This window comes from Dietzia sp. IN118 (assembly GCF_032905965.1).
In the GTDB taxonomy this organism is placed as follows: domain Bacteria; phylum Actinomycetota; class Actinomycetes; order Mycobacteriales; family Mycobacteriaceae; genus Dietzia; species Dietzia kunjamensis.
The window spans coordinates 1,074,743-1,088,830 of record NZ_JAUMSR010000001.1; the positions used below are offsets into that span (position 1 = coordinate 1,074,743).

Annotated in this window: 12 protein-coding genes and 2 pseudogenes; 6 read left to right on the forward strand and 8 right to left on the reverse strand. The window is 65.0% G+C overall.

Annotation, left to right across the window (positions count from 1 at the left end):
• Positions 1-37: 37 nt before the first annotated feature.
• Entirely contained in the window at positions 38-934 is an 897-nt protein-coding gene (locus Q2K20_RS05295; RefSeq protein ID WP_317176938.1) for an FAD-dependent oxidoreductase, read from the reverse strand.
• On the opposite strand from Q2K20_RS05295, the gene Q2K20_RS05300 reads away from it, so the two are divergent.
• Positions 854-1,309, forward strand: coding sequence for a transposase (locus Q2K20_RS05300; protein WP_095719468.1), 456 nt, complete (start codon positions 854-856; stop codon positions 1,307-1,309). The genes Q2K20_RS05295 and Q2K20_RS05300 overlap by 81 nt on opposite strands.
• Complete coding sequence (locus Q2K20_RS05305) at positions 1,306-2,361, forward strand: IS3 family transposase (RefSeq protein ID WP_083249486.1); 1,056 nt, start codon at positions 1,306-1,308, stop codon at positions 2,359-2,361. The genes Q2K20_RS05300 and Q2K20_RS05305 overlap by 4 nt, the downstream gene beginning before the upstream one ends.
• Before the next feature lie 71 nt (positions 2,362-2,432).
• Here the strand turns inward: Q2K20_RS05305 and Q2K20_RS05310 are convergent.
• Positions 2,433-3,035, reverse strand: a pseudogene (locus tag Q2K20_RS05310) (FAD-dependent oxidoreductase); the annotation flags it as partial.
• A gap of 92 nt (positions 3,036-3,127) precedes the next feature.
• Here Q2K20_RS05310 and Q2K20_RS05315 point away from each other — a divergent pair.
• Positions 3,128-3,517 carry a heavy metal-responsive transcriptional regulator gene (locus tag Q2K20_RS05315; RefSeq protein ID WP_107747668.1) on the forward strand — a complete coding sequence of 130 codons (390 nt, stop codon included), beginning with the start codon at positions 3,128-3,130 and terminating at the stop codon, positions 3,515-3,517.
• Between the two features lie 75 nt (positions 3,518-3,592).
• Here the strand turns inward: Q2K20_RS05315 and Q2K20_RS05320 are convergent, their stop codons facing one another.
• Both Q2K20_RS05320 and Q2K20_RS05325 read right to left on the reverse strand, forming a co-directional pair.
• Entirely contained in the window at positions 3,593-4,189 is a 597-nt protein-coding gene (locus Q2K20_RS05320) for a CueP family metal-binding protein (protein WP_179524731.1), read from the reverse strand.
• 5 nt (positions 4,190-4,194) lie between these two features.
• Positions 4,195-6,135, reverse strand: a complete 1,941-nt coding sequence (locus Q2K20_RS05325) for a heavy metal translocating P-type ATPase (protein WP_132061807.1) — start codon at positions 6,133-6,135, stop codon at positions 4,195-4,197.
• 48 nt (positions 6,136-6,183) lie between these two features.
• Here Q2K20_RS05325 and Q2K20_RS05330 point away from each other — a divergent pair, with 48 nt between their 5' ends.
• Positions 6,184-6,411, forward strand: coding sequence for a hypothetical protein (locus tag Q2K20_RS05330; protein WP_317176939.1), 228 nt, complete (start codon positions 6,184-6,186; stop codon positions 6,409-6,411).
• An 840-nt stretch (positions 6,412-7,251) separates the two neighbouring features.
• Here the strand turns inward: Q2K20_RS05330 and Q2K20_RS05335 are convergent.
• The 4 genes and pseudogenes from Q2K20_RS05335 to Q2K20_RS05350 all read right to left on the reverse strand — a co-directional run.
• Complete coding sequence (locus Q2K20_RS05335) at positions 7,252-7,608, reverse strand: metal-sensitive transcriptional regulator (protein ID WP_017838595.1); 357 nt, start codon at positions 7,606-7,608, stop codon at positions 7,252-7,254.
• Entirely contained in the window at positions 7,605-9,977 is a 2,373-nt protein-coding gene (locus Q2K20_RS05340) for a heavy metal translocating P-type ATPase (RefSeq protein ID WP_269529589.1), read from the reverse strand. Before Q2K20_RS05340 ends, Q2K20_RS05335 begins: the two co-directional genes overlap by 4 nt.
• 86 nt (positions 9,978-10,063) lie before the next feature.
• On the reverse strand, positions 10,064-10,273 hold the full coding sequence (locus tag Q2K20_RS05345) for a heavy-metal-associated domain-containing protein (RefSeq protein ID WP_007625927.1): 210 nt from the start codon (positions 10,271-10,273) through the stop codon (positions 10,064-10,066).
• A 377-nt stretch (positions 10,274-10,650) separates the two neighbouring features.
• A pseudogene (locus tag Q2K20_RS05350) lies at positions 10,651-11,016 on the reverse strand (L,D-transpeptidase); the annotation flags it as partial.
• Between the two features lie 831 nt (positions 11,017-11,847).
• On the opposite strand from Q2K20_RS05350, the gene Q2K20_RS05355 reads away from it, so the two are divergent.
• Together Q2K20_RS05355 and Q2K20_RS05360 are read left to right on the forward strand one after the other, a co-directional pair.
• Entirely contained in the window at positions 11,848-12,531 is a 684-nt protein-coding gene (locus Q2K20_RS05355) for an ATP-binding cassette domain-containing protein (protein ID WP_096907171.1), read from the forward strand.
• Entirely contained in the window at positions 12,528-14,048 is a 1,521-nt protein-coding gene (locus tag Q2K20_RS05360; protein WP_096907172.1) for an ABC transporter permease, read from the forward strand. The genes Q2K20_RS05355 and Q2K20_RS05360 overlap by 4 nt, the downstream gene beginning before the upstream one ends.
• Positions 14,049-14,088: the final 40 nt, after the last annotated feature.

The window sequence follows — 14,088 nt, forward strand, 5'->3', positions numbered from 1 at the left end:
GAACGCGACCGACCAAGCCCCCACGTGGAGGCGGTGTTCAGGCGCAGCAGGAGGTGGGTAGTTCGGTGTGGAAGGTGCCTGCGACCAGGCGCAGGGCTTCGGAAGTGGTCAAATAGGGAGCCCAGGTGTCGGCGATCTGGCGGGTAGTCATCCCGGCTGTGATGGCGTAGGTGGCCGCGAGCATGATTTCTCCGGCGCGGTCTCCGATGGCGCTGAGTCCGAGGATCCTCCCGGTTTCTACTTCGGCGACCATCTTGATCGCCCCGCGGGTGTCCTGGTCGATCAAGGCGCGCGGCAGGTCCTCGAAGCTCATCACTCGGGATTGGCATCGGTGCCCGGCGGCCCGGGCTGCGGCTTCGGTGAGCCCGGCGGTGGCCAGTTGGGGGCGGGAGAAGATCACCGTCGGCAGTCCGGTGTAGTCGACGACCTCGGCTGGGCCCTGCGGATCGGTCCGAAGAGCGTTGACGGCGGCGGCCTTCCCAGTGGCAGCAGCGACGTAGACGAACTGGGGTGCCGAGGTGACGTCACCGGCGGCGAAGACCCGCCGGTTGGTCGTGCGTTGATGCTCGTCGACAAGGATGAATCCGTCCGGGTCGGCGGTGATGCCTGCGGCTGGCAGGTTGAGGCGGTCTGTGGAAGGGAGACGCCCGGTGGCCACCAGTAGACGCTCTGCGCAGAGGTTGCGGCCCGAAGCGGTGCGGACTCTGACCTGTGCGTTCTGCCGGTCGACAGAGGTGGCGTGCTCCTCGACCACCGTGATCCCGTCCTGGGCCAGCCCTATCCGCCAGACTGAGGTGAGACACCCGGGCTGGCTGGTTGAGAGGCTGGGGCGTGAGGAGAAGGAGAACCCAGCATGACTATCACTGCAACTACTGACGCGGCCCTGGAGGCCTCGCAGCCGACGCCGACGACCTCGACGCAGGAGACGGTTCAGGCCCCGCGGACCGGGCGGCCGGCCCGGCGGACGTTCACGGCCGAGTACAAGCGGCGCATCGTCGCCGAGTACGAGCAGGCCCCGTCCGGGCAGAAGGGCCGCGTGCTGCGCCGAGAGGGCCTCTACGATTCCAGCGTCAAGCAGTGGCGGGCCCAGATCGAAGCGGGAACACTGGGCACCGTGTCCAAGAGAAGGCCCCGGGCTGGCCAGTCGCCGGAGCAGGCGCGCATCGCTGAGCTGGAAAAGCAGATCAGCAAACTCGAGTCAGACGCCGCCCGGAAGGACAAGGTCATCGCCGATCGTGACGCCGCGTTGGAGGTCATGGGAAAAGGTGTCGCGTTCTTGGAAGCGCTCTCCAAGAAAAACAAGGGGTGACCAGGGCCGCCTGGCGCACCTGGCAGGCCGAAACCGCGCAGCTGCTGACCGCGCTGCTGGGTGTGGTGCGGTCCTGCGCCCTGGTCGGTAGGTCGCGGGCGACCCATCATCGCCAGGCCAATCCGAAACCGCGCCAGTATGGGCCGCACCCCAAGGCCCGCCATCCTGCCGAGCTCACCGCCGCCGAGCGCACCGCGATACTGGAAGTGCTCACCAGCGAGGCCTACGCCGATCTGTCCGTGGCCCAGGTGTGGGCCCGCGAACTCGACGCCGGCCGGTATCACTGCTCGCAGCGCACGATGCACCGGATCCTGGCGGCCGAGGCGATGAACGGCGAGCGTCGTCGGCAGGCAACCCATCCACCACGGGCGATTCCCGAACTGGTCGCAACCTCAGCAAATGATGTGTGGTCGTGGGACATCACGAAAATGCGGGGCCCGGCCAAGGGCATCTGGTACCACGCCTACGTCGTCATCGACATCTACTCCCGCTACGTCGTGGGCTGGCGCATCGAGACCGTCGAAGACGGCGAACTGGCCGCCGACCTGGTCGCCGCCGCCATCGCCGAGCAAGGCCAGGCACCGGGGTATCTCCACGCCGACGGGGGCGCGGCGATGACCTCGAAGCCGTTGGCCTCACTCCTGTGCGATCTGGATGTAACCCGGTCGCACAATCGGCCGCGGACCAGCAACGACAACCCGTACAGCGAGTCGCAGTTCAAGACCATGAAGTACACGCCGAACTACCCCGAGCGGTTCGCCAGCATCGGTGCCGCCCGGGCATGGATGAACCGATTCATCCACTGGTACAACCACCAGCACCGGCACAGCGGGATCGGACTGCACACCCCGGCCAGCGTCCACGACGGCACCGCCGAGACCATCCGCGACAGGCGCCAGCTCGTGCTCGACGCCGCCTACGCCAAACACCCCGAACGGTTCACCCGACGACCGCGCCCACCCCGACTGCCGGAAAAGGCGACCATCAACGACCCCGACGCCCGATCACCCGAAACTAGCCAAGCCCAACCGAGCACCTCACGTCTCATTTGATTTGACACGCTCCGCAGGGCCTGACGAAGGATGGCGACCATTTCCGGCTCGGCAGCAGGGGTGATCCTGCCGATGATGGTCACCCGGGTGCCCAGATGGGCGAAGAGTTGGGCCTGTTCGATACCGACGTAGCCACCGCCGATGACGATCATGGAGTCGGGAAGTTCAGTTAATTCCATGGCGGCGGTCGAGGTCAGATACCCCACCTCGTCCAGCCCGGTTACCTCCTTCGGTAGTGCCGGTTCTGCTCCGGTGGCCAGTACCACCGAACCGGCCGCCACCGGATCCCCATCCATCACCAGAGTGTCGGGATCGAGGAAGGAAGCCTCCCCACGGCGGATTTCGAAGCCATGGGCGTTCGCGACGTCGGCGTATTTGGTCTCTCGCAGTCGAGTGACCAGCTGGTCCTTCTGCATGACCAGCGCTCCCAGATCAACGTCCCGGGCGAGGGTGGGGACCCCGGGGAAGGGATTGGTCAGTGCGGCCTGGCGGGTGCCGGCAGCGGCCAGCAGCGCCTTGGACGGGACGCACCCGATGTTCACGCAGGTGCCGCCGATGGTGCCGCGCTCGATCACCAGCACCGTCCTGCCGGCCTGCCGCGCGGTGATAGCGGCCGCCATGGCTGCCCCGCCGGAGCCCACCACCGCCAAATCGAATTCGAAACCCGGTTCCATCAGATGGCCCCTCTCTTTCTTCGCTCATTAGGATGGACCTTCCAGCGCACTGGAAGGTCAAACCAGGCGGTTTCGAAGGAACGGTAATTTCAATGAGGATCGGCGAACTGGCTGCCACGGCGGGCACCACTCCGAAAACCCTTCGCTACTACGAATCCGTGGGCCTGCTCCCGCCCCCACAACGAACCCTCAACGGCTACCGTGACTACCCCGAGCACGTCATCTCCCGGCTCGATTTCATCCGGCGGGGCCAGAGCGCGGGACTATCGCTTGCCCGCATCGGTGAGATCCTCCGGATTCGCGATGACGGACAGGCACCTTGCGCTCACGTCGACACGCTCCTGGTGACTCGACTGGACGAGATCGACCAGCAGATAGCCGACCTTTTGCAGCTGCGTCAGGCAGTCGCCCAGCTCCAGTCCGCCAACCGCACAGTGGACCCTGCGACCTGCCAAGCCGAGACGATCTGCCACTACCTCTGACTGGCGGTGCTGTGGCCCATTCGGGACGCACCTGGCTTCCCTGCCAGCCGGTGGCCGCGACCCGGCGGGGGGTTGTCAGGCGAGTCTCATGGTGGTCAGGCAGGTGAGGTCCTGGTCTCCGGTGGCGATCGGAACAGTGGCCGACTTGTCGTCGTAATCGATGGTGAGCGTGGCAGTGATGTCTCGCGGTAGCCAGAATCCGAGGAAGCCGTTGTCATAGGTGGTGCGTGGTTCGTCGATGAGGGTGTCTCCGGTGGCGGTATCGGTGATGGTGACGTACACCTCCTCGGTGGCCATCTCACCGCGGCAGGTGGTCAGGCTGTGGAACTGGCAGGGGTGGGTGCTGGTGCTGTAGGGCGCCACTGACAGATAGAACTGGTCATCTGGCATAGGCATCGTTGCGAGGCTCACATCGCCACTGGTCAAGACCAGTTCGTTCGGCTGCACCGAGGCGATCAGATCATCCGGCCTATCGGCCACGGGCATGGTGTCGAGTTTGTTGATGATCTGGGGCGCGTCGAGACCGGCGAGACCGTAGGACTCCAACGAGGTGACGGGTGGTTCTGTCGACGCGTTGCCTGACGGTCCGGTCGAGCAGCCGGCGAGAGTCAACGCGGCGGCAGCAAGGAACGCGGATGCGACTCGTCGCCGAGAGGTGTCGGTGGTTGTCATGGTGGTTATCCTCGCTCCATCGCTCTTGTGACGGATTCTGGGCTCAGGTCGAGGCGCCGCAGCAGCTGGGCGTTGAGAGCGACAACGACGGTGGAGAGCGACATGAGGATGGCGCCGACGCTCATGGGCAGCACGAATCCGATCGGAGCCAACACTCCAGCGGCGAGAGGCACGGCGGCAAGGTTGTATCCGGCGGCCCACCACAGGTTCTGCTTCATCTTGCGGTAGCTCGCGCGGGAGAGTTCGATGACCGAGAGCACAGAGCGGGGATCCGAGCTGGCCAGGATCACCCCGGCGGAGCCGATCGCCACGTCGGTCCCGGCGCCGATGGCGATGCCCACATCGGCTTGGGCCAGCGCGGGAGCGTCATTGACCCCGTCGCCGACCATGGCGACCTTGCGGCCCTCGTGCTGGAGTTGGGCGACCTTGGCGGCCTTGTCCTCGGGCCGGACCCCGGCGAAAACCCGGTCGATGCCCAGTTCGGCGGCGACGGTGTCAGCGACGGCCTGAGCATCGCCGGTGATCATGACGACCTGCGCACCGGCAGCATGGAGCGCGTCGACGGCGTCACGGGACTCCGGCCGGATCTCATCGGCCAACCGCAGCGCGCCGATCACCCGACCCTCGGCGAGGACGTGCAGGATGATCGCGCCCTCGGTACGCCACTGATCGGCGACGGGGAGTTCGTCGCGGCCATGCTGGTCGAGGAGATAGGGGCCGCCGACCTCGACCACGATGGTATCCACCGTGGCCTTCACACCCACAGCTGGCGAGGAGGAGAAGTCGGTCGCCTTCGCCACGGCCAGCTCCCGGGCTCGCGCCGCCCCGACCACAGCTCTGGCGAGCGGGTGCTCACTGTCGCTCTCGGCCGCGGCAGCGAGGGCAAGTACCTCGTCTTGGGTGTGTCCCTCGATCGGTTCGATCCCGGTGACGGTGGGTTCGCCCTTGGTCAGGGTGCCGGTCTTGTCGAACAGCACGGAGTTCACCGTTCGCATCGATTCCAACGCGAGGCGGTCCTTGATCAGCACCCCGCCGCGGGCGGCGCGTTCGGTGGCGATCGAGACCACCAGCGGGATCGCCAAACCCAGCGCGTGCGGGCAGGCGATCACCAGCACGGTGATCGTGCGAACCACCGCCGCATCCGGCAACCCCAGGACACTCCAGATGACCGCGGTGATCGCAGCCGAACCGAGGGCGAACCAGAACAACCAGCCGGCCGCGGTGTCAGCGATGCGCTGGGCCCGCGAGGAGGATGCCTGCGCCTCGGTCACCAGCTTCTGAATCCCAGCCAGAGCTGTGTCGTCGCCGATTGCGGACACCTCGACGCGCAAGCCGGAGTCGGTGGCCACCGTGCCGGCGACCACCTGCTCGCCGATCTCACGCCGGACCGCCTTGGATTCGCCGGTGACCATGGATTCGTCCATGCTGGCCGAGCCGTCGATGATCCTGCCGTCGGCGGGCACAGAGGCACCGGGGCGGACAATCACGACGTCACCGACCACCAGATCGGCGGGAGCGACTGTGACCACGTCGTCGCCGTCGACCTTCTCGGCCTCATCGGGTAGCAGCGCCGCCAGGGAATCGAGTGCAGAGGTGGTGTGCGCCAGGGAGCGCATCTCGATCCAGTGGCCCAGCAGCATGATGACCACCAGCAGCGCCAGTTCCCACCAGAAGTTCAGCTCATGATCCAACAAGCTCAGGCTTGCGCCCCAGGAGGCGATGAACGCCACGGTGATCGCCAGGCCGATGAGCAGCATCATGCCGGGCTGACGAGCGCGGACCTCAGACACCGCGCCGGTCAGGAACGGCCGGCCACCCCAGAGGTACACCACCGTGCCTAGGGCGGGGGAGACCCACCAGACCCAGTCGGCGTCGGGCAGCTGGTAGCCGATGAGGTCGGCGAACATCTCGTTGAAGGCCACCACTGGTACCGCCAGGACGAGCATGATCCAGAACAGACGTCGGAACTGTCCGACGTGGTCTGCGTGCCCGGCATGACCGCCGTGGTCTTCATGGCCGGCATGGTGCTGCCCCGCATGGGCGTGGCCCGTCGTCTCCTGGGGTCCGTCCGGGTGATGATGCTCGGCTACCGCCGTGTCTCGCTCGTTGAGGTGCCCGGCCGCGGCTCCGCCGGATCCGTGACTGTGGGCGTGGTCATGATGATCGTGCGACTGATTCATTTGGTCCCTTCCGTCTTGTCCATTGCCACCTGGTTGGCGTGATCTTCGAGCGGCATGCGTCCGGCAGCTTCGATATGCAGGAGTTTCGAGGGAGTGAAACAGCAAGAACATGATTCCCTGACAGCGGTGAGCCCTAGCGCATGATGTGTTCTAGGGGTCATGGACATCTCTTCCCGTGGGGCCAAGTAGCAGTTGCTCCGGGCCACGAGCCGATACCGCCGCAGGGTATCGAATCGTGCTGACATCTGTGCTCGGCCGACCACGTTCGTGACACCGCCCATCCCAGGATCGCCGTTCCCGTCGGTGATGACGCACGTCCTGGCGTTCTGGGGTCCGGCCGACAGTCAGGATCGTGGGTGAGCCAGCGGATTGTGGTGGAGATTGTGTGAAGGTTTGCTCAAGATGTTCGTCAGGGGAGTGGTTCGGGCTGGCGCCACGATGATGGCGGCTCCCTTCTAGGGCGCTCGGAACGATGGAAGCACCCTCCGCCGCTGCTGGTCTTTCGGGCGCCCAAGGGCGTGGGCCAGGGTGAGCTGCCTTTGGCCCGACTCCGTAGCCACATTGCTCGAACCCGAAGGCTTTTTCGGTGACGACCTGCGGTGATGGCCTGGGACGATTGGAACAACCGGGTTGCCAGCCCGGGATAGGGCCCGCGAGTTCGTCGAGCTAACCGGCGGCGTCGACCGGATCCTGAATTCGATCAGATGTCATGTTCTCTCCTGGTTTCTGCCGTGCGAGTTCATTGGCTTTCCCACCCGCAAACTATACCCCAACGGGGTATGTTGGTGAGGCGTGTTCACCGAATTTCGGGGCTCGGCTACATCCGCGAAGCATCCTGCTCGCGACCTTGCCGGGGCCTCCCATGCACCTACCCGCCCCCGCTTAGCGGGAGAAGCGGGCGATGGCGTCGGCCACTTCCTTGAATTTGATCTCTGCGGCCTCGTCGGACTCGTTCACTGCGTCGGCGACGCAGTGGCGCATGTGGTCGTCGAGCAGGCCGAGGGCGACGTTGCGCAGTGCGGAATTGATGGCGCTGACCTGGGTGAGGATGTCGATGCAGTACTGCTCCTCATCGATCATGCGGTGGATGCCCCGCACCTGGCCCTCGATCCGCTTGAGCCGGGCCTTGTAGCGGTCCTTTTCCTTCATGTAGCCGTGGTGACTGTGGGTCTCGCAGCCAGCGGCTTCGGCATCGTGCTCGGCTGCAGGGTCGATGGCGAGGTCCGGGGTATCCGTCATTGCTGGCTCCTGGTCTGGTCGTGGTTGGGGGTCGCGTGGCTTGAGGTGAACCCGCGCAGGCGTAGGGAGTTGGTCACCACGAACACACTCGAGAACGCCATTGCGACGCCTGCGAGCATGGGATTGAGCAGTCCGATCGCAGCGACGGGGATCAGTGCGACGTTGTAGGCGAACGCCCAGAATAGGTTGCCCTTGATGGTGCCCAGGGTCCGGCGTGACAGCCTGATCGCGTCCACGGCGGATCGCAGGTCGTCGTTCATCAGAGTGATGTCGGAGGCTTCGATCGCCACGTCCGTGCCGGCGCCCATCGCCAGTCCGAGCTCGGCCCGGGCGAGAGCTGCCGCGTCGTTGACGCCGTCGCCGACCATGGCGACGTTCTTGCCCTTGGCCTGCAGTTTCTCGATCTGGGCGACCTTGTCGTGGGGCATGACCTCGGCGATCACGTTGGCCGGATCAATGCCGACCTCGCTGGCCACGACACGTGCGGCTCCGGCGTTGTCGCCGGTGAGTAGCCACGGGGTCAATCCGAGAGCTTTGAGTCCGGCTACCGCCTCGGCGGAGGTGGGCTTGACGGTGTCGCGGACGGTGATCACGCCCGCGACGGTGCCGTCGATCTGGGCGACCACAGGGGTGCCGCCCTGCTTCTGGGCATCGTCGAACGCGGTCCGCAGGTCCGCCGGCAGGGAGCCCTCAGGGCGACCAATGGTCACCACGGCACCGTCGACGGTGCCCGTGACGCCACGGCCTGCAGTATTGGTGAACCCGGTGACCTCCGGCAGAATGGCGGATCCGGCCTCCCTGTCGGCCACGGGGCCCTCGCCCGCCAGACTCTTTGCACCCTCGCGGGCGATGGCCTGGGCGATCGGGTGCTCGGACGCGGCCTCCACCGCAGCGGCCTTGACCAGCAGATCCGTCCGGTCGAATCCGGCGGCAGTGGTGACCTGGCTGACGGACATCACTCCGGAGGTGACGGTGCCGGTCTTGTCCATGACGATGGTGTCGACGCGCCGGGTGGACTCTAGGACCTCGGGCCCCTTGATGAGCAGTCCCATCTGGGCGCCGCGGCCGGTACCGACCAGGAGTGCGGTGGGAGTGGCCAGGCCCAGTGCGCACGGGCAGGCGATGATGAGCACGGCCACGGCGGCGGTGAACGCGGTGGCCAGTCCCGCTCCCACCACAAACAAGTGCACGAGCAGGGTGATGATCGCGATGACGATCACGATGGGCACGAAGACCTGCGAGATGCGGTCGACCAGTCGTTGGACCGGGGCCTTCTTGGACTGCGCCTCGGTGACCAGCTTGGCCATCTGGGACAGTGTGGTGTTCTCGCCGGTGCGGGTGACCTCGATCAGCAGTCTTCCCGAGGTGTTCATGGTTGCGCCGGTCACCGTGGAGCCGGACGTGACCTCAACCGGGACGGATTCGCCGGTGAGCATGGACTCGTCGATCGCGGACGAACCCTCGGTGACGCGACCGTCGGTGGCGATCTTTTCGCCCGGGCGCACCACGACGATGTCGCCGACCTTCAACTGACCCACGGGGATGCGGACCTCGACGCCGTCGCGGAGGACGGCGGCGTCCTTGGCTCCCATGTCGAGGAGCGCCTTGAGTGCGGCGGAGGACTGCCCCTTGGCCTTGGTTTCAAACCAGCGGCCCAGCAGCAGGAAGGAGATCACCACGGCGGCGGTCTCCAGATAGATCTCGTCCATCGTGGAGTTTGTGGGCAGCAGATGCACTTCCATGGTCATGCCGGGCATGCCGGCGTTGCCGAGGAACAGTGCCCACAGTGACCAGAGGTAGGCGGCCGCCGTGCCCATGGAGACCAGGGTGTCCATGGTGAACGAGCCGTGCCGCAGGTTGGCGAGGGTGGCCTTGTGGAAGGGTGCGCCTCCCCAGAAGAAGATGGGGGTGGCCATGGTCAGCACGGCCCACTGCCAATTGGTGAACTGCAGTGCCGGGATCATGCTCAGCAAGACCACCGGGACCGTGAGTGCAGCCGAGACAATCAGACGGTGTTTGAGGTCTGCGGTCTCGCGTTCCCTGGCCTCCTCGATCTGGTCTCGGGGACCGGCGCCGCCACCTGCGGAAGTTGCGTCCACAGCCTGGTCGTCGTCATTCTTCATCGTGAACGCGTCGTATCCCGCACCGCGCACGGTCTCGATGAGCGCGTCCGTGTCGACCTTGCTCGGGTCGAAGGAGATGGACGCGGACTCGGTGGCGAAGTTGACCGTGGCGTCCACCCCGTCGAGCTTGTTGAGCTTGCGCTCGACCCGCCCCGAGCACGAAGTGCAGGTCATGCCCGTGACGCCCAGATCTATGTCGATCAGATCCACCGCGGGGTGCATCTGGGAGGGTTGAGTCTGGGTCATCGAGGATCAATCCTTCACGGTGAACGGGTGGTGTGCTCGGGGCCAGGGATCTCGCCAGCTGCTGGGGCTGGCGAGATCGCTTCGCGTCAAGAGGTGACGGTGTAGCCGGCTTCCTTGACGGCGGCGACGACCTGCTCGTCGGTGAAGCCCTCGCCGGAGACCGACACCGTTCCGGTCTTGCTCGAGGCCTCCACCATGGAGACGCCCGCGATTTCGCCGACTTCCTCCTTGACCGACGACTCACAGTGTCCGCAGGTCATGCCCTGGACGGTGTACTCCTTGGTGCTGGTAGCCATGACGGCTCCTTCCGTTGACGGGTGTAGTTCGTTGAGACATCCGATGGCTCGGATCAATCCGAACACCAATGAACCTATACCCCGTAGGGGTATTGGTCAAGGGTGATGTTCGCTTGTGTCCGCGGCTCACTCCGCCTGCACTCTGATCGCCCGGACGCCGTATGGATTGACCAGTAGGCGGGCGCAAGAGCCGTGGCGGCAAGGTCTTTGGAAGCGCGGAGACGAGCTCACCGTGCTGGCGGTGCAGCGCGAACCAGGCCCTTGCTGCCGCAGTCGAGCAGTTCGTCATAGAGACGGGCGACGCGTATTAACGCAGGCCAACACCCGGCCATGTCTGTATCCGCAACCAATTGTTCGGAACCCTGGCCGAGGGCCTCTTAGGCTAGGTCGGCATTTCCAGCACGCCAGGTTTCCCACGGGATGTTCCAGTCGCCCAGCCCGTCGGTCCCGGGAAGCGTCGGTCCGACGGTATTGATGACCTTGACCACGTCGCCCCGGTTGCTGCTGTGCTGGAACGACTTGGCGTAGGCGTCGGTGACATTGATACAGCCGTTACTGACGTTGGTGAAGCCCTGTTGTTCAACGGACCATGGGGCGGCATGGACGTAGATCCCGCTGTAGGACATCTGGGTGGCCCAGTTGACTGAAAGCCGGTAGCCGTCGGCCGAGTCGACCGGCACACCAAACGTCGATGAATCCATGATGAGCGATTCGTATCGGTCGCCGATGTAGTAGGTGCCGTTCGCAGGGCCGCAAACCACAGCAGCGGCGCATCGCGCAGTCCCCATTTGATACCGAGGAAGCAGGCAGCCAGGGCGGCGGTGATCCATAACATCCGAAGCGGGGACGGTTTGCCGGTTAACGCAGGGGATCCGCCTTCGGCTCGCGGGGAGGTCATCGACGCCCCCGCGGTTGACTGTCTGCCGATTTGTCGCTCGGGCTGGCCATCCGGTCCGGGGGTCTTGAGCTACAAGAACTCAATCGGCGCGGGAGGGGAGAGGTGACGCTTTCAAGGGGAAGGGTCGCGAAGAGCCCGCTGGGTTTGGCCCACGCAAGGAGCTGCGAGCGAAGCAATAGGTTGACGAGCGGATCGACGAGCCCGCTGGCGGGCAGGCCGGCGAGCGGGTGGTCCTTGCCTGCCCAGTGGGAATTCTGCCGATTTGTGCCACCCGTACCGCGACCGAGGGGCAACCTCACCAGGGTGTGGTGTAGCTCAGAGCACCTCATCGCGTCGGTGACCCCTACTTCGGCAGCGGTGGCTGCACCGGCGGCGGGAGAGGACGCGATCCATGTATGCACTGCCTGGAAGGTCATCGCATCTTCTGTTCTGTCGGACATCGGTAGCCTCCTCGCCGCGGTGGGTGGCCCGCGATTTTCTAGCTCGCATCCAATGTGACTGTATGCGGTGTTACGGCCGGAGTTGGGCAGAGCCTCCCTCAAAGTATGAATGTGAAGAATGCCACCGCCATAATCCCGGAGTGCTCTTTCAGAATGTTTATTGAACCTTCATCGGAGGTGACTCCAAACTTCATCTTTTTGCGAGATCATTACCAGTATTTGAATGAGGAGCAGATGTGACGGACCAGGATCCAATTACCGGCCTGCCTGAAAGCCCTATTGGGGAGACGGTGGTGTTGGCCGCTCACGGTGTGGCTAAGTCCTACCGAACCGGGTGGTGGCCACGACGGCGCACCCGACGCGTGCTGCGCGGCGCGGACATCGAGCTTCGACCTGGCGAGATCGTGGGTCTAGTGGGCGAAAATGGGTCGGGGAAATCAACTCTGATGAAAATTTTAGTGGGTGCTTTACCCCGAGATAGCGGCACCATTAGCCACACTGGGCCCATCGGATTCTGTCCGCAGGAGCCGATCCTGTACGAGAGGCTGACCTGCGACGAGCACTTCGACCTGTTCGGTCGGGCCTACCGCATGGACGACGACGAGATCGAGCGGTCCAAAGACGACATCTACACCACGTTGGGCTTTGTCGCGTGGAGGCACGCTCGCGTTGAGGCGCTGTCCGGGGGGACTCGGGCCAAGCTCAACCTCGGCTTGGCGCTGCTTCCGGACCCTGACCTGCTGCTACTGGATGAGCCCTACGCCGGGTTCGACTGGGACACCTACCAGCGGTTCTGGCAGTTGACCCGAGACCGGCGCGAGTCCGGGCGCAGTCTGTTGATCATCAGCCATTTCATCACTGACGCCGAGCGCTTCGACCGCATCTACGACCTGGTCGACGGCAGGACGATCTTACGATGACGACCCCATTCACTGTGTCGTTGACGTGGCGGTATCTGGTCGAGTATGCCCGCCGTCCAATAAATTTGGTGCTACTGGGCGTCGTGCCCCTGGTGTTTGTGACCTTGACAGCGGACACGATTGCCGAGTTCGCCCGGATCCTGGGTGGGCAAGCCAGCCTCGGACAGTTGGAGGCGGTGACCGCCGGCTGGGCCTCAGCATTTCTGGCTGGCGTGGCGGGGTTCTTCCACGTCAGCGGGTCCCGTCAGGCAGATCGACGACTGGCTGCCACGGATTCCTCCCCGACGAGGGTCGTGCTGGCCAGGCTGGCGTCGTCTCTGGCGTTGGCGGGCGTGGCGGTTGCCGGTTCACTTCTGGCGCTGGCGCTTCGTACCGACATCGTTGACGTGGGCCGCACAGTGACAGCCACCGTCATGTTTGCCCTCATATACCTGGGACTCGGCACAGCGGTGGGTGCGCTAGTGCGCTCCGAAGTCAACGGCTCTTTGGTGATCGTCTTCGTGTGGATGTTCGATGTATTCCTCGGACCGGCGATGGGTCCGTCCGACTCATGGATTACCCGCGTGTTCCCTTCACACTTTCCGACGTTGGTGATGCTCGATGCCAGCACTGGCCACGCGGGCCCGCTCAGTGACCTTGGCGCCGCAGCGGTCTGGACCCTTGGCGGGCTGGTGCTCGCGTTCGGTGTCCTCGTGTTGACTACCGGCCACCGCCGCACCAGTCGTCGTGCACCCGAGTCGACCTGGGGGCGCACACGGGTGGCGTCGCGGTTCGCCTGGCGCGAGTATCGACGCAACGTCGCACTGTGGGTTCTGCTTGTCGGTCTTCCCTTCTTTTTCATCTCTCTGTCGATCGCCATCACCCCTGATCAGCCCACCCCCGTTGCACTCACCGAGCGCGGCCAGGACACGATCGCCATTGTCTCGATGATCGATGTGCACGGAGCGATCATGGTGCCGATCACCGTGGCCTTCCTGGCCGGCCTGGCTGGCCTGTTCGTCGTGCTCGGATCACTCGAGGCCGACCGGCGACTCGTTGTGGCCGGCTACCGCACCGCAGAGGTGCTCGCGGCTCGTCTCGGGGTGATCCTCTTGGCCGCAGTGTTGGTCAGCGCAGTCTCCCTGGGCGTGACCAGCTTCAGCTTCCAACCGCGTTCGTGGGTGGCGTTCGCGCTCGCGACCCTGGCGGTTGCCCTGACCTACGCCATGCTCGGAGTGCTGATCGGACCTATAGTCGGGCGCCTGGGCGGCCTGTACTTGATGTTCATGCTGCCTTTCCTTGATGTCGGGTTGGCCCAGAACATCATGTTCGACGCCGCCCCACCCGACTGGGCGACTTGGATGCCCTCCCATGGAGCTGTTCGCGTCTTGACCGACGCAGCGTTCACCCCCAGTTTCGACGAGACCGCCGGGGCGTTACTGGCCCTTGGCTGGCTAGCTGGGATCACGCTCGCGGCAGCCATGGTGTTCCACCGGATTGCCGCACCGGGCCGCACCCCACTGAGGACAGCCAGCTAAACGTCGAAGACGACGTCGTGGTTCACCTCGTGCACGAACC

What these genes read in the sequence shown, in the direction of transcription:
- Q2K20_RS05300 (WP_095719468.1), top strand. Translation starts at nt 854, where the DNA reads ATGACTATCACTGCAACTACTGACGCGGCCCTGGAGGCCTCGCAGCCG.
- Q2K20_RS05315 (WP_107747668.1), top strand. Translation starts at nt 3,128, where the DNA reads ATGAGGATCGGCGAACTGGCTGCCACGGCGGGCACCACTCCGAAAACC.
- Q2K20_RS05320 (WP_179524731.1), bottom strand. Translation starts at nt 4,189, where the DNA reads ATGACAACCACCGACACCTCTCGGCGACGAGTCGCATCCGCGTTCCTT.
- Q2K20_RS05325 (WP_132061807.1), bottom strand. Translation starts at nt 6,135, where the DNA reads ATGCTCGTCCTGGCGGTACCAGTGGTGGCCTTCAACGAGATGTTCGCC.
- Q2K20_RS05330 (WP_317176939.1), top strand. Translation starts at nt 6,184, where the DNA reads ATGACCGCCGTGGTCTTCATGGCCGGCATGGTGCTGCCCCGCATGGGC.
- Q2K20_RS05335 (WP_017838595.1), bottom strand. Translation starts at nt 7,608, where the DNA reads ATGACGGATACCCCGGACCTCGCCATCGACCCTGCAGCCGAGCACGAT.
- Q2K20_RS05340 (WP_269529589.1), bottom strand. Translation starts at nt 9,977, where the DNA reads ATGACCCAGACTCAACCCTCCCAGATGCACCCCGCGGTGGATCTGATC.
- Q2K20_RS05345 (WP_007625927.1), bottom strand. Translation starts at nt 10,273, where the DNA reads ATGGCTACCAGCACCAAGGAGTACACCGTCCAGGGCATGACCTGCGGA.
- Q2K20_RS05360 (WP_096907172.1), top strand. Translation starts at nt 12,528, where the DNA reads ATGACGACCCCATTCACTGTGTCGTTGACGTGGCGGTATCTGGTCGAG.